The following is a 21,952-nucleotide window of genomic DNA, read 5'->3' as shown; positions in this document are numbered from 1 at the left end:
CCTACTTCCGCATCACGGCGGGCTCGTGCCGCCGCAGCAGCACGGCCACCAGCAGCCCGAAGAGCAGGGACAGGACGGCCAGCATGCCGAGGTCCAGGAGCCAGACGCCGGCGGAGTGGGCGAAGAGCGGGTCGTCGGTGAGGGTGCCGGGCACGATCCGGCCGAGGTCGACGGTGCCGGCCATCGCGCCGAGCGCCCAGCGGGAGGGCACCAGCCAGGCGAGCTGCCCGATCACCGGTACGCCGTCGAGCTGGAGCAGTGCCCCGCAGAAGACCACCTGGACGATGGCGAGGAGGACCAGCAGGGGCATGGTGACCTCCTCCTTCCTGACCAGGGCGGAGACCAGCAGGCCGAGCACCATGGCGGTGAAGGACAGCAGGGCGACGGCCAGGGTGATCTCGGCGAGCCGGGGCAGGAAGACGCCGGTGGCACCCGGCGGTCCGAGCCTCACCCCGAAGAGGCCGACGAGGGTCAGCACGACGGCCTGGGCCACGGTGATCGCACCCAGGACCGCCACCTTCGACATCAGGTAGGCGGACCTCGACAGTCCGACGGCACGTTCGCGCTGGTAGATGACCCGTTCCTTGACGAGTTCGCGGACCGCGTTGGCGGCTCCGGTCAGGACCCCGCCGACGCACAGGATGAGCAGGGCGTTGATCGCGGTCTCCGCGGTGAGGGCGCTGCCCGCCAGGGCGCGGGCCATGGCGCCCATGACGAACGGCAGCGCGATCATGATGGCGAGGAAGGTGCGGTCGGCGCTGAGCGCGGTGGCGTACCGGCGGATGAGGGTGGACAGCTGGGAGCCCCAGCTCTGCGCCTTGGGCGGCGGGTCGGCGAAGCCGGCCGGGCCGGGGGGCGCGCCGTCTTGGGGCCGCGGCCGGCGGGTGGCGCCCGCCACGTACGCGCGGTGCTGGGGGGAGGCCTCGTACTGGCCCGCCCAGTCGCGTTCGCGCTGGCTCTCGAAGGCTTCGAAGGCCTCCGGCCACTCGGCGAAGCCGAAGAAGCCGAGGGTCTCCTCGGGTGGTCCGAACCAGGCGACGCGGCCGCCCGGGGCGAGGACCAGCAGCCGGTCGCAGACGTCGAGGCTGAGGACGCTGTGGGTGACCACGATGACGGTGCGGCCGTCGTCGGCGAGGCCGCGCAGCATGCGCATCACCGAGCGGTCCATGCCGGGGTCGAGGCCGGAGGTGGGTTCGTCGAGGAAGAGCAGGGAGGGCTTGGTGAGCAGTTCCAGGGCGACGGAGACGCGTTTGCGCTGGCCGCCGGAGAGGCTGTGGATGGGCTGGTCGGCGCGCTGGCCGAGGCCGAGTTCGCCGATGACCTCGTCGACCCGGGCGAGCCGTTCGGCTTTTGCCGTGTCCTGGGGGAAGCGCAGTTCGGCGGCGTAGGCGAGGGCGCGGCGGACGGTGAGCTGGGCGTGCAGGATGTCGTCCTGGGGGACGAGGCCGATGCGGGAGCGCAGCTCGGCGTAGTCGCGGTAGAGGTCGCGGCCGTCGTAGAGGACGGTGCCGTGGTCGGCGGGGCGCAGTCCGGTGAGGGCGCCGAGGAGGGTGGACTTGCCGGCGCCGCTGGGGCCGACGACGGCGAGCAGGCACCTGCCGCCGACGGGGAAGGAGACGTGGTCGAGGAGGGTCTTGCGGCCGTGGTCGACGGCGACGGCGAGGTCCTGGACGTCGAGGGAGACCTCGCCGGTGTCGGTGTACTCCTGGAGCTGGTCGCCGACGAGGCAGAAGGCCGAGTGGCCGATGCCGACGATGTCGCCCTCGGTGACGGGGGCACGGTCGACGCGGGCGCCGTTGAGGTAGGTGCCGTTGTGGCTGCCGAGGTCGGCGATCTCGTACGTGCCGTCGGCGAAGGCCCGGAGCTCGGCGTGCCGGCGGGAGACGACGAGGTCGTCGATCACGAGGTCGTTGCCGGGGTCGCGGCCGATGCGGACGGCGGTCCTGGCCGGCAGCGGCCGGATGCTGGTGGGGCTGCGGAAGGTGCCCGTCATCGCCGGGTGGGAGACCCGGGAGGGGCGCGCGGCGGCCGCGGCGGGCGGCGTACGGCTCACGAGAAGGGCGCGCGGGCCGTCCTGGGCGCTGCCGAAGCGCAGTTCGCTCCCCGGGCCCACGGCCCACTCGTGGACGCGGTGGCCGTCGGCCCAGGTGCCGTTGGTGCTGCCCTCGTCCTCCAGGGTCCAGTGGTCGCCGTCGGGCCGCAGGACCGCGTGGTGCCAGGAGACGCGGGCGTCCTCGAGGCAGATCTCGCAGAGGGGGTCCCGGCCGACGTGGTAGCTCCGCCCGGGGGTCATCTCGGTGGAGCCCCGGGCGGTTTCCAGGACGAGTTCGGGCGCGGTGGCCGCACCGGGCCGCTGGACCATGAACAGATTTTCCCACGATCCGGCGCAACCGGCAGGAGCAGCATCGCCGCAGGTCAGCGGCTTCTTAAGGGGAATGACAACGGTCCCCGTTGCAGCCTTTGCCGATCTCGTCGCGGTGCGCTTCACTTCACGCGTCGGAAGGAACCGAACAAACGGGGGAAACCATGAGCCGGCACGTTCACGACCACGACGGGGCGCACGGTCACGCCCACGGGGACTCCGGGCACGGCCACGGGCACGGCGGGCACGGCCACGGCGTCGACCCGGACGCCGACCGCCGCTGGCTGGCCATCGCGCTCGCCCTGATCGGCGGCTTCATGGCGGTCGAGGTGGTCGTCGGTGTGATGGCGCACTCGCTGGCCCTGATCTCCGATGCCGCGCACATGCTGACGGACGCCGTGTCGATCGTCCTCGCGCTGATCGCGATGCGGCTGGCCGCGCGCCCGGCGCGGGGCGGGTTCACGTACGGCCTCAAGCGCGCGGAGATACTCTCCGCACAGGCCAACGGGCTGACCTTGCTGCTGCTGGCGCTCTGGCTGGCGTACGAGGCGGTGCGGCGCCTGCTGGATCCGCCGCCGGTGGAGGGCGGGCTGGTGCTGGTGACGGCGCTGGCCGGGATCGTGGTGAACGTGGGCGCGGCCTGGTGCATCTCGCGGGCGAACCGGTCCTCGCTCGCCGTGGAGGGCGCCTACCAGCACATCCTGAACGACCTGTTCGCCTTCATCGGGACGGCCGTCTCCGGTCTGATCGTCCTGACGACCGGTTTCGTGCAGGCCGACGCGATCGCCACGCTCGTGGTGGTGGTGCTGATGGTCAAGGCGGGCTACGGGCTGGTCCGCGAGTCCGGGCGGATCTTCCTGGAGGCGGCGCCGGCGCACGTGGACCCGGACGCGGTCGGCGACCGCCTGGTGGGGCACGTGCCGGTGACCGAGGTGCACGACCTGCACATCTGGACGATCACCTCGGGGCAGGCGGCCCTGTCGGCGCACGTGCTGGTGGAGCCGGCGGGCGACTGCCACGCCGTGCGCCGCGAGCTGGAGCTGCTGCTGGCGAAGGAGTACGGGATCACCCACACCACCCTCCAGGTGGACCACGTGCAGGACGCCCTGCTGTCGGTCGGCCGGGCGGGCGGGGAGCCGGGCGGCGACCCGCACTGCGCGGACGCCCACGGCCCCGTGCACCGCGAGGGCCCGCACGCGCACTGAGGGCCGGGAAGGCCCATCACTGAACGGCACCGCGCCGGGGCATGCATGACCCCGTGACGGAAGCGAAGAGGTACAGGCAGAGCGCGGGCCTGCTGCTGTTCCGCCGGGCCGGGGAGCACGGGGTGGAGGTGCTCCTGGGCCACATGGGCGGTCCGCTGTGGGCCGGACGGGACGCCGGGGGCTGGGCGATCCCCAAGGGCGAGTACGGGCCGGACGAGACACCGCGGGACGCGGCCCGCCGGGAGTTCACCGAGGAGCTGGGCGTACCTCCGCCGGAGGGGGAGTACCTGCCGCTGGGCGAGGTACGGCTGAGCAGCGGGAAACGCGTGACCATCTGGGCGGTGGAGGCGGACCTCGATCCGGCGCTGACGGCGCCGGGCACCTTCACGATGGAGTGGCCCCCGCACTCGGGACGGGAGCAGGAGTTCCCGGAGCTGGACCGGGTGGCCTGGTTCGCTCCCCCGACGGCACGCGACAAGATGATTGCCAGTCAAATTGCTTTTCTGGATCGCCTGTTGGCTCTCCTGGCTGATTGACCCGACCTTTACTTGCCAGCAAACCCCACCTGCGTGGACATTGCACATATGACGAACGTCGTGCTGGTGGGAACCCTGGACACCAAGGGTGTCGAGTACGGCTGGCTGCGCGAGAGGCTGCTGCGCACCGGCGTCGAAGTGGTACTGGTGGACACGGGGATCATGGGAGAACCCCGGGTGCCCGCGGACGTGCCGCGCGAAGCGGTGGCCCGGGCCGCGGGAACGGAACTGACGCAGCTGCGCGCGGCCGCCGACCGGGGGGCGGCCGTGACCACGATGGCCCGGGGCACCGAGGCGACCCTCTTACGGCTGCACGCGGAGGGCCGCCTGCACGGCGTGCTCGCGATCGGGGGCAGCGGGGGCACCTCCATCGCGACGCGGGCGATGCGGGCGCTGCCGCTCGGCGTGCCGAAGGTGATGGTCTCCTCGATGGCGTCCGGGGACGTGTCCCCGTACGTCGCCTCCTCGGACATCACCATGATGTACAGCGTGGTGGACATCGCCGGGATCAACAGCGTCTCCGCCCCGGTGCTCGCCAACGCCGCGGAGGCCGTCGCCGGAATGGCGAAGGGTTTCGAGCGGGCCGCGCTGGACCGCAGCCGGCCCGCCCGCCTCGGCACCGGCTCGCGGCCGCTGGTCGCCGCGAGCATGGCTGGAGTGACCACGGTCGGCGTGGACGCCGCCCGGGAGCGGCTGGAGGAGCTGGGGTACGAGGTCCTGATCTTCCACGTCAGCGGCGCGGGCGGGCGCACCCTGGAGACGCTGGCCGGGCAGGGGGTCTTCGCGGGGGTGCTGGACCTGACGCTGAGCGAGCTCGCGGACGACCTGTGCGGCGGCATCCTGACCGCCGGCCCCGACCGGCTGAGCGCGGCCGGGCGGGCCGGGGTACCGCAGGTGGTGAGCCTGGGGGCGCTGGACATGGTGAAGTTCGGGCCGCCGGACACCCTGCCCGAGCGGGCCCGCTACCGCCGGGTCCGCGTCCACAACCCCTCGATCACGGTGATCCGCACGACCGAGGCGGAGTGCGCGGAGCTCGGGCGCCGGGTCGCCGCCAAACTGGGTGCGGCGACCGGGCCGACGGAAGTCTGCGTACCGCTGCGGGGCCTGTCCACGCTGGGCGCGCCGGGCGGCCCATACCACGACCCCGCGGCGGACCGGGCGCTGTTCTCGGCCCTGCGCGAGGGGCTGCGGGGCACTGCGGCACGGCTCCACGAGTACGACACCCACATCAACGACCCGGCCTTCGGGCGGGCGGCGGCCGACCGGCTGCACACGATGATCGGCGCGGTGTCGGCAGCGGCCTGACCACGTTCCGAGACGCGCCGCGGGGTTGGGAACCGGCCGTGGCGGAAAAGGTGTCCCCTCAGGTGGCCGGTCGGGGGACGACCGGCCGGCCGCCCCTCGGGCGGCCGGTGACGCCACGGACGGGGGCGCAGGATGGGCAACGGCTGGACGGTACCCGGCTACACCGAGGTCCGCGAGCTCGGCGCGGGCGGCAGCGGCCGGGTCGTGCTCGCGGTCCACGAGCGGACGGGCACGGCCGTCGCGGTGAAGTACCTCAGCGACCGGCTGCGGGAGGACCCCGCCTTCGTGCGGGAGTTCCGCTCCGAGGCCCGGCTGCTCGGCGGGCTCGTGTCGCCGTACGTGGTGGGCCTGTACGAGTACGTGGAGGCCCCGGGCGGCGCGGCGATCGTGATGGAACTGGTCGACGGGATCTCCCTGCGCGCCCTGTTGCGCGAGTCGGGGCGGGCGGACGCCGAGGCCGCGCTGGTGGTGCTCAAGGGCTCCCTGCTCGGGCTGGCCGCGGCCCACCGGGCCGGTGTCGTCCACCGGGACTACAAGCCGGAGAACGTCCTGGTCGCACCCGACGGCTCCTCCAAGCTGGTGGACTTCGGGATCGCGGCGGGCCGCGGGTCGACCCCCGGGGTGGCGGGCACTCCCGCCTACATGGCCCCCGAGCAGTGGCAGGGGCAGCCGGCCTCGCCGACGGCCGACGTGTACGCGGCCACCGCGACCTTCTTCGAGTTCCTGACCGGCCGCAAGCCCTACGACGGGGCGAACTTCGCGGAGCTGGCCGTCCAGCACATCGAGGCGCCGGTTCCGGAGACCGAGGCCCCCGAGCCGGTGCGCCCGCTGATCCGGCGGGGGCTCGCCAAGCGGCCGGAGCAGCGCCCGGAGAACGCCGAGGCCTTCGTGGCGGAGCTGGAGGCGGTGGCGGTGGCCGCCTACGGGCCGCAATGGGAGGAGCGCGGGCAGCGCAAACTCGCCGCGCTGGCGGCCCTGCTGCCGCTGCTGTTCCCCTCCGCGGGCGGGGCGGCGGCGGGTACCACCGCGGTCGCCTCGACCTCGATCGGCCACGCGGGCTGGGCGCCGGGGCGCGGCGGCTGGCTGGCGACCGGCCTGGCGCTGGTGCTGGGGGCGGTGCTGGTGCTCACGACCGACGCGGTCGGCGGAACGCCGCCGCCCTCGGCGCTGAGCGATGTCGCCACGACGAGCCCGGCCCCGGGACCCGCCTCGCCCGCGCCCGGGCCGTCGGCCTCCGCCTCCGCATCGCCGTCCGCGAGCCCGTCGGCGTCCCCGTCGCCCAGTGCCACGGCGTCCCCCGCGCCCACGCCCTCCCACTCGGTGAGCTGGAGCCCCTCGGTGAGCCCGACCCCGAAGCCGACGGTGAGCCACTCGCCCACCCCGACGCCGTCGCCGACGTTGCGGGTGACGAAGCTGGGCGTCGAGCTCAGCCCCGGCGTCTACCGCGGCCAGGCGACCGTCTCGCTGGCGGCCCAGGGCAGCGGACCCGTCACCGTCACCCTGGAGTGGTTCCTCGGCGAGACGCAGGGGGCCTACTCCGTCCCCGACGGCACCGACACCGTCGTCGTCCCGGCCGGCTCCGCGGCCTCGGTGGTGCGGGCGCACGACTTCAGCCGCGGCAAGGGCTGCTACGGCGGTGTCCGGGTCACCACCAAGCCGGCCGCGGCGAACGGTCCGGCCTCCGCCTCCGTACTGCTGTACCGCTGCCAGACCCAGGAGGTCCCGCGATGAGCGAGCCGCGCGCCCCTCAGGGCCCCTCGGAGGACGAGTACAGCGCCACCGTCCTCGGCAGCCACTGGTTCAGCGGCCCGCCGCCCCCGGCCGACGCCGCGCCCGACCGGGTCGAGGGCTCCGTGCTGCGCTTCGGGCCGGGGGTGACGGCGGCCATGGACCCGCCGTTCCCCCTGCGGCCCGCGCCCGCCGCCCGGCCGCCCGCCGGGCGCGGCGGCGGCTGGCGGCGGTACACGCTGGCCGTGGTGGTGCTGGCGGCGGTCCTCGGGTACCTGGGCTGGCAGCGGTTCGGGCCGGCCGTCGAGGTACGGGAGCTGTCGGTGGCCACCGACCCGCAGGGGCCGGGATGCGAGGGGGCGGCCGACGTGGTGGCCGTCGTACGCACCAACGGGCGCCCGGGGACCCTCCGCTACCGCTGGGTCCGCAGCGACGGCACGCAGTCGCAGGAGCTGACGGAGCGGGTGCCCGGCGGGCGGGAGGAGGCCACCCTGCACCTGATGTGGACCTTCCACGGCACCGGTGCCTACCCGGCCCGGGCGGAGCTCCAGCTGCTGTCGCCCGTACGGCGCACGGCGGCCGCCGAGTTCACCTACCGGTGCCCCCGGTAGGTCCCGCGCGGGGCCCCGTTACCCGGGCACCCGACCCGGACGCAGTCCTCTCGGCCGGGGTGGGTGCGGCCGTGGCCGTCCGGCCGAAGCCGGGCCACCGGCCGCGCTGGTCGGCTCGAAGGCGTCGCAGAGGGGGTGCAGGACGCGCGGAAGGCCCGCGGCCGCTTCGAGGAGCGGCCGCGGGCCGTTTCGCGTACCCGTCCCCCGCCGCAACCGGGGGACGGTGTCCGTGGTCCGGCCTCGGCCGGGTCCTGCCTAGAAGCGGGCGTGCGCGGTGATGTCCGCCTGGAACTCCCCCGTCATCGCCGGCGTCACCGTCGGCCTGCACTGCGCCACGGCCGCCAGGTAGTCCCGCGTGGTGGCGCCGAGCTGCGCGGCCGCCGCGCCGCGCGCACCCACCGCCTCCAGGTCCCGCTCGAAGGACACCTGCGCCGCGATCCGCGCGGCGTGCTCGATGTCGGCCGGGGTGAACAGCTCCGTCGCCGCCACCAGCGCCGCCACGTCCACGTCCGCCCGTCCGGCCGTGTAGCGCGACCAGATCGCGGCGCGCGCCCCGGCGTCCGGGGTGCCGATCGGGATCAGGTAGTCGAAGCGGCCGGGCCGCAGGAAGGCCGGGTCCAGGGAGCGGATGGAGTTGGTCGCGCAGACCAGCAGACGCTCGTCGCCCTCCCGGAAGCCGGGGATCAGCTTGAGCAGCTCGTTCGTCACCCCGTGGATGCCGCCCGGCTGCGCCGGCTCGGTGCGTACGGGCGCGATCTCCTCGACCTCGTCGATGAAGACGAGGACCCGCTCCAGCTCGGCGATCCGGGCGAAGGCGTCGCGCAGCGCCGTGGCGAGGTTGCCCTCGTCGGCGAGACGGGAGGGCAGCAGCTCCACGAAGGGCCAGCCCAACCGGGAGGCGATGGCCCGGGCGAAGGTGGTCTTGCCGGTGCCGGGCGGCCCGAAGAGGGTGATGGCGCGCGGCGGCCGCACCCCGTGCGCGGCGGCCCGCTCCGGCTCGGCGAGCGGCAGCACCACCCGCCGCTCGATGAGGTCCTTCTCCTTCTCCATGCCGGCGACCTTGGCCCAGAGGTCCTTGGTCAGGAAGCGGCCGCCGAGGTCGTCGAGGAGCCCGGCCGCCGGTCCGTGCAGCGGTTCGGTCTTCTCGAAGTAGGCGACGGCCGGCTGGCGGGTGTAGCCGGCGTTGAGGAGGCCCTCGCCGAGCAGGTCCTCCTCGGGCAGGACGTAGGCGATCCGGCCGACGCGGGCGGCGATCAGCCGCCGTTCCAGCTCCACGAGCAGGGCGCTGGCCAGTCCCCGCCCGCGCCATCCGGCGGCGATCGCGATGCGCATCACCCAGGCCCGCTCGCCCGTCACGCCGGCGAGGGCCGCGCCGATCGGGACGCCCTGGTGGACGGCGACGACGCAGGGCTGCCGGTCGGTCAGCGCGCTGATGCACTCGGCGAGCGAGAAGACGGACTCCTGGCCCAGTTCGGCCGTGGTGTCGATGAGATGGACCACCGCCGCGAGATCGCTCTCGCGGTAGTCGTGGATGAGCCAGTTCACTCCGTACCGCCCCTCGTTCGTGCTCCTGCGGCGAGGCTAGGCGGGGGCGGGCCCGGCGATCACGTACCGCGGTGCACAACAGCCGGCCGGGAAGTCCGCCGCGGCGTCCATAGACCGGGATCTCCGCCCGGGGCCCAGGGGCGGCACTTCGGCGGTCCAGCGGTCCACAGGGGATGCGGGGATTCACAGCGGATTCATACGGAACACCGGGCTGCGGGCACAGTTTCACCGGGGAGGCTCGCAGGCATGATCCCTCGCATCCTTCCCCGGCCGGCCGGCCGCCCCCGCGCCCGGCGGGCGGCGCGGGCCCTGCTCGCGCTGACCTCGATGGCCGCCCTGCTGAGCCTGGACCTCCCCGAGGCCCGGGCGCTGCCCCCGCTGGGCGTCACCGGGCCGGCCGACACCGACGCCACGGCGGCCCGGGTGGGCGCGCTGTTCGCGGGCGGGCCGGACGGCGGGCACTTCTGCACCGCCTCCGTGGTGCGCAGCGCCGGCCGGAACCTGATCGCCACCGCCGCGCACTGCCTCGCCCGTCCGGAGGCCACCGTCTTCGCGCCGGGCTACCGGGACGGAGCGGCCCCGTACGGGCTGTGGCGGGTGACGGGCGTGTACGTCGACCCGGGCTGGACGCGGGACGGGGACGCCGACGCGGACATCGCCTTCGCGACGGTGGCCCCGGCGGACGGCGCGCGGAGCGGGGCGGTGGAGGACGTGGTGGGCGGCTTCCCGGTGGCGGCGGCCGGACAGCCGCAGGACGTGACGGTGACCGTCGTCGGGTACCCCGCCACCGAGGACGCACCGCTGCGCTGCGCGAACGCCACCAGCCTGTTCTCCCCGACCCAGCGGCGGATCGACTGCCCCGCCCTCAGCGGCGGCACCAGCGGCAGCCCCTGGCTGGCGGGCGGCGCGCTGGCCGGGGTGCTCGGCGGCCACGAGGGCGGCGGCACGGTCCCGGACGTCTCCTACAGCGCGGTCTTGGGCGACCGCGCCCTGGCCCTCTACCGCCGGGCGGCGGCCCGGGCCGTGCCGTGACGGCGCGGCGGGGTGGTGTGGTGTGGTGTGCGGGGCGAGACGGCCTACGTCTGCTGTCCCGGGACCGATCCGCACGACGCGGGCTGGACGGGGCTTGCGGCCGGGGCTTCGAACCAGGTCGGCCCGTCGCCCAGGGAGCGTCGGACGCGGTCCAGGGCGAACGGCTCCAGCGGCGGCAGCGCGTCCGGCTCGAACCAGGCCACCTCCAGCAGCTCCCCGTCGGCGGCCCGGGCCTCGCCGCCGGTGGCCCGGCAGCGGAAGGTGATGTCCTGGAACTGGCAGACGTCGCCGTTCGGGTAGGTGATCGGGGCCAGCATCTGGACGAGGACCACCCGTTCGGGGACGCACCGCACGGCCGTCTCCTCGTACACCTCGCGCACCGCCGTCTCGGCGGGCTGCTCCCCCGGCTCGGCGATCCCGCCGATCACCGACCACCGGCCGGTGTCGGCCCGGCGCCCGAGCAGCACCCGGCCCCGCTCGTCGATCACGACGGCGGTGACGCCGGGCAGCAGGAGCAGCCGGTGGCCGGCGCCGCTCGCCCTGATCTCGCGGATGAACTCGGGTGTGGTCATGCCCCGACCCTACGGGGCGGCCCTGCGGCGCCGTGCGGCGGTCACCGCCGTCACGCGGACCGGCGGGCGCGGATCCGGCGCGCCGCCACCGCCCCGAGCCCGCCGGCCGCCAGCAGGAGCAGCGCGTACTCGGGCAGCGGGCCCAGGCGGGTGGCGGGGGTCTTCGAGGAGCGCAGCGGGATCTCGGCGACGAGGGCGTCGGCGGTGAACATCTTCGTCTGCCGGGTGACCTTCCCGTCGGGCTGGATGACGGCGCTGACCCCGCTGGTGACGGGGACGAGGACGGTCCGGCTGTGCTCGACGGCGCGGATCCGGTCCATGGCCAGCTGCTGGTAGGTCATCTCGGTCCGGCCGAAGGTGGCGTTGTTGCTGGGGACCGCGATGACCTGGGCGCCGGCCCGGACGGTGGAGCGCACGGCGTCGTCGAAGGCCGCCTCGTAGCAGGTGACCATGCCGATGCCGCTGCCCGCCATGTCGAAGACGCCGGGCTCCCTGCCGGGGCCGAAGTCGCGGCGTACGCGGTCCACGTCGGAGCTGAACAGCCGGACGAACGAGCGCATCGGGATGCGCTCGCCGAAGGGCTGGATCTTGCGCTTGTCGTAGGTGTCGGTGGGGCCCTTCACCGGGTCCCAGAGGATCATCGTGTTGCGCAGCGGCCCGGTCTCGGGGGCCAGTACGGAGCCGATGGCGACGGGCACGCCGACGGCCTTGACCGCGTTGTCGATGACGGCGTGGGCGTCGGGCTGGGTGAAGGGGTCGATGTCGGAGGAGTTCTCCGGCCACACGACGAAGTCCGGCTTCGGCGCGCGGCCCGCCTTGACGTCCTCGGCCAGCTGGATCGTGCGGTTCGCGTGGTTGTCGAGGACCTGGCGGCGCTGGGCGTTGAAGTCGAATCCGGCGCGCGGCACGTTGCCCTGGATCACGGCGGCCACGGCCGTGCCGTCCTCGGCGGCGCCGGAGACCAGCGGGCGGGCCGCGAGGGCCCCTGCCACGGGTGCGGCGACGGCGAGCGCGGCGAGGGCGGCGGCACCGGAGCGGGGGCGGCGGCGGGCGACGCGCAGGGCCTCGTACAGGCCGAAGCCGCACAGGGCGACGCCGAAGGAGAGCAGCGGGGTGCCGCCGACGGCGGCGAGCGGGGTGAGGACGCCGTCGGCCTGCCCGAAGGCGAGCTTGCCCCAGGAGAAGCCGCCGAAGGGGGCACGGGCGCGCAGGGCCTCGCCCGCGGTCCAGACGGCGGCGGCCCACAGGGGCCATCCGGGCAGCCGGCTGACGAGGGCGACGCCGAGGCAGGTGAGCCCGATGAGCAGGGCTTCGAGGGTGACGAGGGCGATCCACGGGACCGGGCCGACGCCCTCGCCGGTCCACACGAGGAGCGGCAGCAGGAAGCCGAGCCCGAAGAGGAAGCCGAGGCCGAAGCCGGCCCGGGCGCGGCGTCCGCGCAGGCAGCCGGCGAGCAGGGCGAGGGCGAAGGGGGCCAGCCACCACAGGGGGCGGGGCGGGAAGCCGAGGTAGAGCAGGGCCCCGGCGAGCCCGGCGAGGGCGGCCCGCGCCGGCCCGGCGGCCTTGTGCTTCCCCGGTCGCGGGGCGGCTGCGGCTTCGGGCGGGGACGCCGCTGCTGCTCGGCCGGCGGGCTGTGCGGGCTCGCTCTCGGCGGCGCGGGTGACACTGCTGCTCATCTGGCGGAGTGTACGTCCCCGCGCCCCAAGGGCCGGTAAGGAGGCGCTCCCCCGCCACCCGGCGCCCGGACAGCACCCGGACGGCGTCCCGCGCCGGGGCGGGGCTTCCTCGGCGGGTGCGGCGCTCCGGGTTCGGCGCTCCGGCGTGCTCCGGGTTCCTCCGTTCAGCGGGCGAGGGCGCGCAGGTGGGTGCGGATCACGCGGACGGCGTTCTCCGCGTCATCGACGGTGACCGTGAACAGCCTGCCGTCGCCGAGCCGCAGGGTCACGCCCTCGCCGCGCCGGACGATGACGGCGGTGCCCTTCTCGGGCCGCCAGCGGTAGCCCCACCCGCCCCACTGCTGCGGGGTGATGCGGGGGCAGAACTCGGCTGAGGCGACCTCCGCGAGCCGGATCTTGCGGCGGGGCAGTCCTATGTGGCCGCAGCGCACTTCCAGTGCCTCCGCGTCGACGGTGACCGCCACGTGCACGAAGGCGAGGGTGCCGTAGAGGATGAGCAGTCCCGCCGCGAGGCAGCCGATCACGGACATCAGCAGCGGAACGAATCCGGTGGTCCAGGAGTTGTCGACGGCCAGCTCGACGCCCAGCGCGAGACAGGCCGCGCCGGCCGCCGCGAGCAGCCACTGCGCACGGTTGGAAGCCCGGCCCGCCCAGAGGGGGCCCGGTGGGTGACCCGTCATGAGCAGCAGCGTACCCACCTTCCGCATGTGCGCCACCACCTCTGCGCCACTCGGCGCATCACGCTCCGAGGGCTTGTCGCCTGCCCGTCCTTGACCTCGACCAAACTTGAGGTTCTACGGTCGTGGGCATGACGAATCAGACGCATCACGAGGCACCCCCGGTCGTTCCCGAGCGCTACCGCACGGCGGTGGTCCCGCACATCATGGTCACCGACGCGGCAGAGGCGCTCTCCTTCTACGTACGCGCCTTCGGGGCGGTCGAGGACTTCCGCCTCGACGCCCCGGGCGGCGGCGTCCTGCACGCCGAGATCCGGATCGGCGAGGCGGTGCTGATGCTCGGCGACGCCGCTGAGGCCCCCTTCGTCTCCCCGGCCGAGCTCGGCGGGACGTCGGCGGCGCTGCACGTGTACGTCCCGGACGTGGACGCCCTCGTACGGACGGCCGTGGCGGCCGGAGCGGAACTGCTGCAGGAGCCGGCGGACCAGTTCCACGGCGACCGCACCGCCCACCTCCGGGACCCGTCGGGGCACCTGTGGGTGTTCCTGACCCACCTGGAGGACGTGTCCGGTGCGGAGCTGGCGGCGCGTGCCGCCGGGCTAGCGCAGTAGCAGGCCGGCCAGGGCGTCGCGCAGGGCCGGGCGACGGGTGGTCACGAAGCGGTGCAGGGCCCTCGAACCGAGGGCCACGCGCTGCGCGCTGCGGCGGCGCTGCGCGTCGTAGGCGCGCAGGGCGGCGGGCAGGGCCGACCGGCCGTGGTCGGCGACGGCACGGGCCAGGGCCTCCGCGTCGAGGAGGGCCGTGCAGGCGCCCTGGCCGAGGTTGGGGGTCATGGCGTGCGCGGCGTCGCCGACGAGGGCGATCCGGCCGGCGGTGACGAAGGCCGGGAGCGCCGGGTGGAGGTGGCGCATTTCGTACCGGATCCAGGTCGCGGGGTCGGTCTCGGCGAGCACGCGCGGGACCGGGTCGTGCCAGCCCTCGAAGGCGTCCCGCAGCCCGGCGGCGGTGGTGGCCGCGGGAACCGCGGCGTACCAGTTGGTGCGGCCCGGTTCGACGGGGGTCATCCCGAAGAAGCGGCCCTCGCCCCAGGTCTCCCCGTGGACGTCGGTCTCGAAGTCCGCGATGCCGATCCAGGCGGCGGTCCCGAGGGCGCGCACCGCGCTGCGGGTGCCGAAGTGGGCGGTGCGCACGGCGCTGTTGATGCCGTCGGCGCCGACGACGAGGTCGGCGCCGAGGTCGCGGGGGTCGGTGAGCCGCCGGCCGTACTCGACGTCCGCGCCGCCGAGCCGCCCGAGTTCGTCCAGCAGGGCGTCGATCAGGTGGGGCCGGGAGACGAGGAGTTCGGGGCGGCCGGCCCTGCGCTCGACGCGTTCGAGGGGAAGGGTGGCCAGGACCCTGCCCCGTCCGGGCGCCGGATGCGGGCCCTGCGGTACGGGAGCGCCCGCGCGCGGAGGGCGTCGCCGAGACCGAGCCGGTCCAGGGCGGTCTGGGCGCCGGGGTGGATCCCGAAGGCGGTGCCGTAGCGCTCCGGGGCGGTCCGGCCCTCCAGCACGCGGACGGACCAGCCCGCGCGGCGCAGGCCGATCGCGGTGGCGAGGCCGCCGACGCCCGCACCGACGACCACGGCCGTGCCGGGGGTGCCGCCGCCCCTGCTCCTGCCGTTCTCCATGGAAGACCCCGTCTCTCGGACCAGCAGAACCGAACCGACCACCACATCCGTGGTACCTCATCTGTGGTACCACAGATGTAGTTATCCTGACAAGGTGAATCAGAACCGTAGGGACCGGCTGCGCGACGCTGCCGTGACCGTGCTGGGCGGAGCGGGCGGGCGGGGTCTTACCCACCGGGCCGTCGACGCCGCCGCCGAGGTGCCGCCGGGCACCGCCAAGAACTACTTCCCGAGCCGCGACGCCCTGCTCCGGGCCGTCGCGGAGCGCTGCCTTGAGCAGTACCAGGCCCTCGCCGCCTCCCTGGCGGCAGCCGGTCCGGGGCCGTCGGACCGCGAGGGGCTCGCGGCCCTGCTGGCCGGGCTGCTGCGGGACGTGGCGGGGCCCGGGCGTCCGCGCCTGCTGGCCTACCTGGAACTCCAGGCGGAGGCGGCCCGCCGGCCCTGGCTGGCCGCCCTGCTGGACCCGATCGCCGCCGGCGATTTCGCCGCGTACCGGTCCCTGCTGGCGGGAGCGGGGCTTGCGGCCGGGCCGGAGCAGGCGCGCGCCCTGACCCTGGCGCTGCACGGGGCGGTCCCCCACCTGCTGGCGGGCGCCCCCGCGACGCTGGCGGCGGCCGGGCTCGACGACCTCGACGGGTTCGCGAGCGGCCTGCTGGCCCGGGTGTGCACCGAGGAGGCCCGGTGACCACACGACTGGACCGCGCCGTGGGAGCCGTACTGGGTTCGGCGGCGGGCGACGCGCTCGGGGCCCCGTACGAATTCGGCCCCGCCGGGCAACTGAGCGCGCGGGGCGAGGAGATGCGCGGGGGAGGCGGCTGGGCTCCGGGCGAGGCGACGGACGACACGCAGATGGCGGTCCTGGTCGCCGAATCCCTGCTGGAGCACGGCGGCCTGGAACTCCCGGACGTCTTCGGGCGCTTCCAGCGGTGGGCCGCCGGGTACCCCAAGGACATCGGCCTCCAGACGGAGGACGTCCTGACCAACGGCCGGCCCTGGGACGCGGCGGCCGCCCACCACTTCCAGGTCAACGCGCGGGCGGCGGGCAACGGTTCCCTGATGCGGGCCGCCGGCTCGGCGGTGTACTTCGCGCCCGCCGGGCGGGAGGCCTCCATGGACGCGGCCCGACGGATCGCGGCCCTCACCCATGGCGACCGGGCCGCCTGGGAGGGCACCGCCCTCCTGCACGAACTGGTACGGGTGGCCCTGGACGGCGGCGATCCGCTGGCCGCGCTCCCGCAGGCGCTGGAGGCGGTGGACCCGGCACACCGCGACCGGTACGCCCGCGTGCTCGACCCCGGCTGGCACCCCGGCCTGGCCACCGAGTTCAACGGCGCCGTGTGGCCCTGCCTCGGCTCGGCGGTGTGGGCCGTGCGTACGACCACCGGGTTCGCCCCGGCCGTACGCGCCGCGGTGGACCTGGGCGGGGACACCGACACGGTCGCCGCCGTGACGGGGGCCCTGGCCGGTGCGGTCTACGGGCAGGCGGCCGTCCCGGAGGAGTGGACGGACCCGCTGCACGTGCCGCTGCCCGGCTTCGGCGACCGGGTCCTGGACGCGGGGGCACTGCGCGACCTGGCCCGCCGGCTCGCGGCCGCCGGCTGAGGCCGCCCGGGCCCGGCGGCCGGGCGGGCCCGGGCGCCGGGCCGGGGGTGCCGGCTGCGGGGGTGTCAGCCGCAGCCGCCGCCGCAGCCCCCACCGCACCCGTCGCCGCCGCACCCTCCGCCACCGCCGCCGCATCCGCCGCCGGACGCGGTCGTGCCGGCGGTCCCGGTGGCCGTGGCCCGCTTGGCCTTCGACGGACGCGTGCTCTTCAGCAGCCGCTCGTGCTCCCGGCGCCGCGCCTCCTCGCGCGCCCGCCGTCCCTCGGCGGTCTCCCGGTACGACACCCCGGACGGGCTCCAGGCGCCGAGCCGGTGCCGCCTGCGGGGCAGCAGCGGAACGCCCGTGACCTGGGAGTAGATGCTGCGGTACCCCTCGTGTACGGCGCACTCCAGGACGACCTCGGCACCCTCGCGCGGCACCCCGTGGAGCACCGCCTCGAAGGGCTCGGCGCGGGCGTCGATGTCGTGCAGCCCGTCCCGGGCCGCCTCCGCCGCCCCGGAGGCCAGCAGCTGTGCGCCGCCGTGGGTGTCCTCGCGGCGGGGGCGGTAGCAGACCAGGGGCCGGCCCGTCGTGTCGTCGGCGTCCGGCAGCAGCCAGAAGTGCCCGGTGGGGGCGATCCGTACGCCGACCACCAGCGCGGGCTGGTCCTGCGCGTACAGCCGGCGCACGGCCAGGTCGGCGGCCCAGCCCCGGCCCAGCAGGGTGGTCCCGGAGACCAGCAGGACCAGGGCGATGCGCTGCTGGCCGACGGCGTCGTACGGCGCGGACCCCGGCGGCGACCCGAGGTCGTCGACGAGGCCGTCCACGAGGACTCCGGCGGCGACCAGGCACAGGAAGGCCCCGACGAGGAGCCGCGTGTTGCCGCGCCCCTCCTGCCCGGAGGGCAGCCGGTCCGGCAGCGGGAAGCGGGCCGTTCCGGCGGCGGCGAGGACCAGCCGCTCCTGGCGGCGCCGGGCCCTCAGCCGCAGCAGTGCGCCGGCCAGCGACCACACCGCCATGAGGAACACCAGGACGACACCGGGGCCGCGGGTGAGCGCGGCGGCCGACTCCAGCGCGAGCACGGCCGCGGCCACGGCGGCCGCGGCGGGCAGGAAGCGGTACCACAGGGGCAGGGCCGCCAGCAGCACCGCCGCCGGGTAGAACCGCCACGCCGTGCCCACCGGATCCGCCGGTCCCCCGTCGCGGAGGATCAGCGCGAGTGAGACGGTCACCAGGACAGCGAGGATCCAGCTCCCCGCAGCAGGGGCGAAGACGATCGGGGCCCGGGCCTTGCGCCAGCGCTCGGACTCCGCAACACCCCATGTCCGCACGTCACTTGCCGGTATCGCCCCGGCGGGAAGGTGCTTGGCATAGGCAATCACAGGGCCCAGTATGCGAGCCCCGCCCGCACGGGGGAACCGTCTTTCGCGGCCCGCCGCCGTCAGTGCTGGTGGACCTGCTCCCGCTCCGCGAGCAGCCGTCCCTCGGCATAGGCGAGGGCGGCGTCGGAGAGGGCGGAGGTCCGCCCGCTGTGCAGGACGGTCAGCCCGCCGGTGCGGGGCAGCTCCGGCGCGGGCTCCAGGCCGATGCGGCGCAGCGCCTGTACGGCGACGGCCTCGGCGGAACCGTGGAACCGGATCTCCGCTCCCCCGTTGCGGGCGGCCAGGGCGGCCCGGATGGAGCCCGCGACCAGCTCGTAGTGCGTGCAGCCGAGGACGAGGTCGGTGACGTCGGCCGGGGTGAGGTCGGCGGCGGCCTCGACGGCACGGGCGACCGCCGCCTCGTCACCGGCCTCGACGGCGTCGGCGAGCCCGGGGCAGGGCACCTCGGTGACGGGGACCCCGGCGGCGAAGTCGCGGATCAGGCCGCGCTGGTACGGGCTGCCGGTGGTGGCGGGGGTGGCCCAGATGGCCACCGGGCCGCCGGCGGCCGCGGCGGGCTTGATCGCGGGCACGGTGCCGATGACGGGGATACCGGGCTCCAGTTCGGCCCGCAGGGTGGGCAGGGAGTGCACGGACGCGGTGTTGCAGGCCACGATCAGGGCATCCGGGCCGAGCGCGGCGGCGGCCCGGGCGACGGCACGGGCGCGCTCGGTGAGGTCGGCGGGCGTCCGGGGGCCCCAGGGCATGCCGTCGGGGTCGGAGGACAGCAGCAGATCGGCGTCGGGCCGCAGCCGACGCGTCGCGGCGGCCGCAGCGAGGAGGCCGATTCCCGAGTCCATGAGCGCGATCTTCACCTGGTCACCTTAGTCGACACCCCCACCGAAAGCCCGCCCCCCGCCCCCACGCGGCCCGGCCTCGGGCGGTGGGGCACAGCCCCGGGAGCGGGCCCCGCGCCGCACCGACGCCCCTCTCGGCGGAACCGGCTCGCCCGGAACCCGGCCCGGAATCCGGCGGTGACGCGCGACACGTCCCGCCGTTTCGGGAACACTGCCGCAATGGGCCTCCTCCTCATCGCCGCCTGCGCCTCCCTCGCCGCCTGGCTCTGGCTGACCTTCGCCCAGGGCATGTTCTGGCGCACCGACGTCCGCCTCCCCCCGCGCACCGCCCCCGCCCGCTGGCCGTCCGTCGCCATCGTCGTCCCGGCCAGGGACGAGGCCGGGGTGCTGCCCCGCAGCCTGCCCTCCCTGCTCGCCCAGGACTATCCCGGCGAGGCGCGGATCGTCCTGGTCGACGACGGCAGCCGCGACGGCACCGCCGAACTCGCGCACCGGCTGGCGGCCCGGCAGCCGGGGCTGCCCCTCACCGTCGTCACGCCGGGCGACCCCCCGTCCGGCTGGACCGGCAAGCTCTGGGCCCTGCGCCACGGCATCGCCCACGCCCGGGCCACCGCCACCGCCCCCGTCACCGCCGGAGGCCAGGGGCCCGAGTACCTGCTCCTCACGGACGCCGACATCGCGCACGAGCCCGACAGCCTGCGCGAGCTGGTCGCCGCCGCGACCAGCGCCGGCCTCGACCTGGTCTCCCAGATGGCCCGGCTGCGGGTGGACGGCTTCTGGGAGCGGGTCGTCGTACCCGCCTTCGTGTACTTCTTCGCCCAGCTGTACCCCTTCCGCCGGATCAACAGCCCCACCGCCCGGACCGCCGCGGCCGCCGGCGGCTGCGTACTGCTGCGCACCGAGGCGGCCGTCCGGGCCGGGATCCCGGACTCCATCCGGCAGGCGGTCATCGACGACGTCTCCCTCGCCCGCGCCGTCAAGCGTTCCGGCGGGCGGATCTGGCTCGGGCTGGCGGAGCGGGTGGACAGCGTCCGCCCGTACCCCGCGCTCGGGGACCTGTGGCGGATGGTGTCGCGCAGCGCGTACGCCCAACTGCGCCACCAGCCCCTGCTGCTGGCCGGGACGGTGGCCGGCCTGGTCCTGGTGTACCTCGTCCCCCCGGCGGCCCTGCTGGCGGGGCTGGCGGCCGCGCCGTCGCCCGGGCGCACGGCCACGGTCTGGGCCGGGGGTCTCGCCTGGCTGCTGATGACGGGGACGTACCTGCCCATGCTGCGCTACTACCGACGGTCGCCCGCGCTGGCTCCGCTGCTGCCGCTCACCGCGCTGCTCTACCTCCTGATGACCGTCGACTCGGCGGTCCAGCACTACCGGGGGCGCGGCGCTGCCTGGAAGGGCCGTACCTATGCCCGGCCGAGCGATGCGTGAAACCACTTGCGTCGCCAGAACCGGGAGGGCCCCGACCTGAGGGGACGTCATCCGAGGTCACCGCGTTGTGACGCTGCGTCAAGCCGATGTAGGTGCAAGGGCCAACCGGCCGGTACGACTACGTCCAAGACGGGGCGCAAGTGACGAATCGTGCAGGTGAACGCCGAGTGAAAGCTGGGGCGCTGACCTGGGAATATGCAGGTCAGCGCGGTGTTGACGGCACCTGGCTATGGACCCCGTGAAGTCGTGGGCTTAACTTGTCCCCATGACCTCCCCCCGCTCCACTTATGGCGGCGGTTACTACTCCGCGCCCTCCTTCCCGGACACCCCCATCTACGACTCCCTCGTCGCCGAACGCGGCACTCCGCAGATCGCCCCGATCCGCGTTCCGGCCGCCTACGAGTCGCCCAGTGCCGGTTACTCGAGCGGTGGATACCTGCCGGCCCTCGCCTCGTCCATGCCCGCCCTGCCGCCCGCCGCCCCCCAGCTGCCGGCGCCCTCGTACGGGTACGGCTACCCGCAGCAGGCTGCCCCCCAGCCGCAGCAGATGCCGGTTCCGCTTCAGCACGCGCCCGCCCCCTACATCCCGCAGCAACAGCAGTACGCGGCCCGGGCGGGCTACGTGCCGCAGCCCCAGCCGCAGCAGCCCCGGCCCGCCGCCATGGGCACCGGGTACGAGGCCATGCGGCCGGCGGCCCCGCGCCCCATGGCGACTCCGGCGGCCGTCCCCTCGTACGAGGACCCGTACGGCCGCCCGTACCAGCAGCGGGCTTACTGACCGGGGCGCCGGCGCCCCGCACACCGTGCGCCGTACACACAGTGCCCGGGGGGCCGGTGGGGGCAGCTGTCACAATGCCCCCATGGCTAATTTGTACGTCCAGTCGCTCCACGTCCATCCCGTCAAGTCGGTAGCGGGGACTGCTCCCGACGAGATGGCCGTGGAGCCGTGGGGGCCGGCCGGGGACCGGCGCTGGGCCGTGGTCGACACGACCGGCGCCGTCATCACCCAGCGCCAGCAGGCGCGGCTCGCCCTGGCCTCGGCGCGGCCGCTGGCGGACGGGCGGGTCGAACTGTCCGGGCCGGGCATGCCCGCCCTCGTCGTGGAGGTCCCGGAGCCCGGCCCGCTGGAGCCGGTCGTGCTGTTCGGCAAGAAGACCGAGACGGTGGTGGCCGCGTCCGCCGCCGCCGAGTGGTTCACCGCCTACCTCGGGCAGCCCGCCCGGCTCGTGTACCTCGACGACCCGGCCGTCCGCCGGCCCGTGGACCCGGACCACGCGCTGCCCGGCGAGACGGTCAGCCTCGCGGACGCCTACCCGGTCCTCCTGACCACCAGCGCTTCGCTGGACGCCCTCAACGCGCTGATCGCCCGGGGCGACCATCCGGAGGAGGGCCCGCTGCCCATGAACCGCTTCCGGCCCAATCTGGTGGTCGGCGGACCGGCCGAGGCCTGGGCCGAGGACGGCTGGCGACGCATAGCCATCGGCGAAGCCGTCTTCCGCGGGGTGCGCGAATGCGGGCGCTGCATCGTGACCACCACCGACCAGCGGACGTCGCAGCGCGGGCGCGAACCGCTGAAGACCCTGGCCCGGCACCGGCGGATCGGGAAGTCGCTGGCCTTCGGGCGCCAGCTGGTACCGGTCGTCACGGGTACGGTGCGGGTGGGCGACGAGGTACGCGTCCTGGAGTGAGTGCGCCCGCCGCACCCGGAGGTCCCCGAGCCCGCCACTGACCACGGCGGAGCAGACGGAATGACACCTTCGAGGGGCTCGCGGCACTCACCGGAACCAACCGGCGGCGCACGGCCGTTGGA

19 protein-coding genes and 1 pseudogene are annotated in these 21,952 nt (G+C 75.3%); 12 read left to right on the top strand and 8 right to left on the bottom strand.

The window, feature by feature from the left end; translation table 11 throughout:
* Position 1: 1 nt before the first annotated feature.
* Positions 2 to 2,362, bottom strand: coding sequence for an FHA domain-containing protein (locus ACZ501_RS16150; RefSeq protein ID WP_468795936.1), 2,361 nt, complete (start codon positions 2,360 to 2,362; stop codon positions 2 to 4).
* A gap of 164 nt (positions 2,363 to 2,526) precedes the next feature.
* Here ACZ501_RS16150 and ACZ501_RS16145 point away from each other — a divergent pair, with 164 nt between their 5' ends.
* The 5 genes from ACZ501_RS16145 to ACZ501_RS16125 all read left to right on the top strand — a co-directional run bounded on the left by ACZ501_RS16145 (position 2,527) and on the right by ACZ501_RS16125 (position 7,747).
* Positions 2,527 to 3,567: a cation diffusion facilitator family transporter gene (locus ACZ501_RS16145; RefSeq protein WP_361609876.1), complete on the top strand. Its 1,041-nt coding sequence runs from the start codon at positions 2,527 to 2,529 to the stop codon at positions 3,565 to 3,567.
* Between the two features lie 53 nt (positions 3,568 to 3,620).
* Positions 3,621 to 4,103 (top strand): NUDIX hydrolase, encoded by a 483-nt coding sequence (locus ACZ501_RS16140; RefSeq protein WP_468795933.1) that lies wholly within the window; start codon positions 3,621 to 3,623, stop codon positions 4,101 to 4,103.
* 48 nt (positions 4,104 to 4,151) lie between these two features.
* Complete coding sequence (locus tag ACZ501_RS16135) at positions 4,152 to 5,408, top strand: Tm-1-like ATP-binding domain-containing protein (protein WP_468795930.1); 1,257 nt, start codon at positions 4,152 to 4,154, stop codon at positions 5,406 to 5,408.
* Between the two features lie 132 nt (positions 5,409 to 5,540).
* Complete coding sequence (locus ACZ501_RS16130; RefSeq protein WP_468795927.1) at positions 5,541 to 7,139, top strand: serine/threonine-protein kinase; 1,599 nt, start codon at positions 5,541 to 5,543, stop codon at positions 7,137 to 7,139.
* Positions 7,136 to 7,747 carry a hypothetical protein gene (locus tag ACZ501_RS16125; protein WP_468795924.1) on the top strand — a complete coding sequence of 204 codons (612 nt, stop codon included), beginning with the start codon at positions 7,136 to 7,138 and terminating at the stop codon, positions 7,745 to 7,747. The genes ACZ501_RS16130 and ACZ501_RS16125 overlap by 4 nt, the downstream gene beginning before the upstream one ends.
* A 255-nt stretch (positions 7,748 to 8,002) precedes the next feature.
* Here ACZ501_RS16125 and ACZ501_RS16120 read toward each other — a convergent pair whose 3' ends face one another.
* Positions 8,003 to 9,292 (bottom strand): ATP-binding protein, encoded by a 1,290-nt coding sequence (locus ACZ501_RS16120; RefSeq protein ID WP_361611036.1) that lies wholly within the window; start codon positions 9,290 to 9,292, stop codon positions 8,003 to 8,005.
* Positions 9,293 to 9,538: 246 nt separating this feature from the next.
* Between ACZ501_RS16120 and ACZ501_RS16115 the strand changes: the two genes are divergently transcribed.
* The gene (locus tag ACZ501_RS16115) at positions 9,539 to 10,324 is read left to right on the top strand and encodes a trypsin-like serine peptidase (protein WP_468795921.1); all 786 of its coding nucleotides are present in this window, start codon (positions 9,539 to 9,541) and stop codon (positions 10,322 to 10,324) included.
* A gap of 44 nt (positions 10,325 to 10,368) precedes the next feature.
* Here ACZ501_RS16115 and ACZ501_RS16110 read toward each other — a convergent pair whose 3' ends face one another.
* The 3 genes from ACZ501_RS16110 to ACZ501_RS16100 all read right to left on the bottom strand — a co-directional run bounded on the left by ACZ501_RS16110 (position 10,369) and on the right by ACZ501_RS16100 (position 13,252).
* A complete protein-coding gene (locus ACZ501_RS16110; RefSeq protein ID WP_468795918.1) occupies positions 10,369 to 10,896 on the bottom strand; it encodes an NUDIX hydrolase in 528 nt (175 codons plus the stop codon).
* 50 nt (positions 10,897 to 10,946) lie between these two features.
* Positions 10,947 to 12,572, bottom strand: coding sequence for an apolipoprotein N-acyltransferase (gene lnt / locus ACZ501_RS16105; protein ID WP_468795915.1), 1,626 nt, complete (start codon positions 12,570 to 12,572; stop codon positions 10,947 to 10,949).
* Positions 12,573 to 12,736: 164 nt separating this feature from the next.
* On the bottom strand, positions 12,737 to 13,252 hold the full coding sequence (locus ACZ501_RS16100; RefSeq protein WP_361611106.1) for a hypothetical protein: 516 nt from the start codon (positions 13,250 to 13,252) through the stop codon (positions 12,737 to 12,739).
* A gap of 128 nt (positions 13,253 to 13,380) precedes the next feature.
* On the opposite strand from ACZ501_RS16100, the gene ACZ501_RS16095 reads away from it, so the two are divergent.
* The gene (locus tag ACZ501_RS16095; RefSeq protein ID WP_468795913.1) at positions 13,381 to 13,860 is read left to right on the top strand and encodes a VOC family protein; all 480 of its coding nucleotides are present in this window, start codon (positions 13,381 to 13,383) and stop codon (positions 13,858 to 13,860) included.
* Here the strand turns inward: ACZ501_RS16095 and ACZ501_RS16090 are convergent.
* Positions 13,849 to 14,918: pseudogene (locus ACZ501_RS16090) on the bottom strand (FAD-dependent oxidoreductase). The gene ACZ501_RS16095 and the pseudogene ACZ501_RS16090 overlap by 12 nt on opposite strands.
* A gap of 94 nt (positions 14,919 to 15,012) precedes the next feature.
* Between ACZ501_RS16090 and ACZ501_RS16085 the strand changes: the two are divergent.
* Positions 15,013 to 15,603, top strand: a complete 591-nt coding sequence (locus ACZ501_RS16085) for a TetR/AcrR family transcriptional regulator (RefSeq protein WP_468795910.1) — start codon at positions 15,013 to 15,015, stop codon at positions 15,601 to 15,603.
* Positions 15,600 to 16,520 carry an ADP-ribosylglycohydrolase family protein gene (locus ACZ501_RS16080; protein ID WP_468795907.1) on the top strand — a complete coding sequence of 307 codons (921 nt, stop codon included), beginning with the start codon at positions 15,600 to 15,602 and terminating at the stop codon, positions 16,518 to 16,520. The genes ACZ501_RS16085 and ACZ501_RS16080 overlap by 4 nt, the downstream gene beginning before the upstream one ends.
* A gap of 65 nt (positions 16,521 to 16,585) precedes the next feature.
* On the opposite strand, the gene ACZ501_RS16075 is transcribed toward ACZ501_RS16080, so the two are convergent.
* On the bottom strand, positions 16,586 to 17,830 hold the full coding sequence (locus tag ACZ501_RS16075; protein WP_468795904.1) for a hypothetical protein: 1,245 nt from the start codon (positions 17,828 to 17,830) through the stop codon (positions 16,586 to 16,588).
* A gap of 110 nt (positions 17,831 to 17,940) precedes the next feature.
* Positions 17,941 to 18,735, bottom strand: coding sequence for a glutamate racemase (locus ACZ501_RS16070; RefSeq protein ID WP_468795901.1), 795 nt, complete (start codon positions 18,733 to 18,735; stop codon positions 17,941 to 17,943).
* Positions 18,736 to 18,936: 201 nt separating this feature from the next.
* Between ACZ501_RS16070 and ACZ501_RS16065 the strand changes: the two genes are divergently transcribed.
* From ACZ501_RS16065 to ACZ501_RS16055, 3 genes are all read left to right on the top strand, one after another.
* Entirely contained in the window at positions 18,937 to 20,142 is a 1,206-nt protein-coding gene (locus ACZ501_RS16065; RefSeq protein ID WP_468795898.1) for a glycosyltransferase, read from the top strand.
* Between the two features lie 265 nt (positions 20,143 to 20,407).
* On the top strand, positions 20,408 to 20,920 hold the full coding sequence (locus ACZ501_RS16060) for a DUF6643 family protein (protein WP_361606411.1): 513 nt from the start codon (positions 20,408 to 20,410) through the stop codon (positions 20,918 to 20,920).
* A gap of 82 nt (positions 20,921 to 21,002) precedes the next feature.
* Entirely contained in the window at positions 21,003 to 21,830 is an 828-nt protein-coding gene (locus ACZ501_RS16055; RefSeq protein ID WP_468795895.1) for an MOSC domain-containing protein, read from the top strand.
* Positions 21,831 to 21,952 lie beyond the last annotated feature (122 nt).

The organism is Streptomyces sp. NPDC034085, from assembly GCF_055575555.1.
Note: the sequence above shows the minus strand (reverse complement) of the source record. Positions and strands in the feature narration are given on the sequence as shown.

Coding starts and splice junctions, on each gene's coding strand:
- ACZ501_RS16150 (WP_468795936.1), bottom strand. CDS start 2,362: ATGGTCCAGCGGCCCGGTGCGGCCACCGCGCCCGAACTCGTCCTGGAA.
- ACZ501_RS16145 (WP_361609876.1), top strand. CDS start 2,527: ATGAGCCGGCACGTTCACGACCACGACGGGGCGCACGGTCACGCCCAC.
- ACZ501_RS16135 (WP_468795930.1), top strand. CDS start 4,152: ATGACGAACGTCGTGCTGGTGGGAACCCTGGACACCAAGGGTGTCGAG.
- ACZ501_RS16130 (WP_468795927.1), top strand. CDS start 5,541: ATGGGCAACGGCTGGACGGTACCCGGCTACACCGAGGTCCGCGAGCTC.
- ACZ501_RS16125 (WP_468795924.1), top strand. CDS start 7,136: ATGAGCGAGCCGCGCGCCCCTCAGGGCCCCTCGGAGGACGAGTACAGC.
- ACZ501_RS16115 (WP_468795921.1), top strand. CDS start 9,539: ATGATCCCTCGCATCCTTCCCCGGCCGGCCGGCCGCCCCCGCGCCCGG.
- ACZ501_RS16110 (WP_468795918.1), bottom strand. CDS start 10,896: ATGACCACACCCGAGTTCATCCGCGAGATCAGGGCGAGCGGCGCCGGC.
- lnt (WP_468795915.1), bottom strand. CDS start 12,572: ATGAGCAGCAGTGTCACCCGCGCCGCCGAGAGCGAGCCCGCACAGCCC.
- ACZ501_RS16100 (WP_361611106.1), bottom strand. CDS start 13,252: ATGACGGGTCACCCACCGGGCCCCCTCTGGGCGGGCCGGGCTTCCAAC.
- ACZ501_RS16095 (WP_468795913.1), top strand. CDS start 13,381: ATGACGAATCAGACGCATCACGAGGCACCCCCGGTCGTTCCCGAGCGC.
- ACZ501_RS16065 (WP_468795898.1), top strand. CDS start 18,937: ATGGGCCTCCTCCTCATCGCCGCCTGCGCCTCCCTCGCCGCCTGGCTC.
- ACZ501_RS16060 (WP_361606411.1), top strand. CDS start 20,408: ATGACCTCCCCCCGCTCCACTTATGGCGGCGGTTACTACTCCGCGCCC.
- ACZ501_RS16055 (WP_468795895.1), top strand. CDS start 21,003: ATGGCTAATTTGTACGTCCAGTCGCTCCACGTCCATCCCGTCAAGTCG.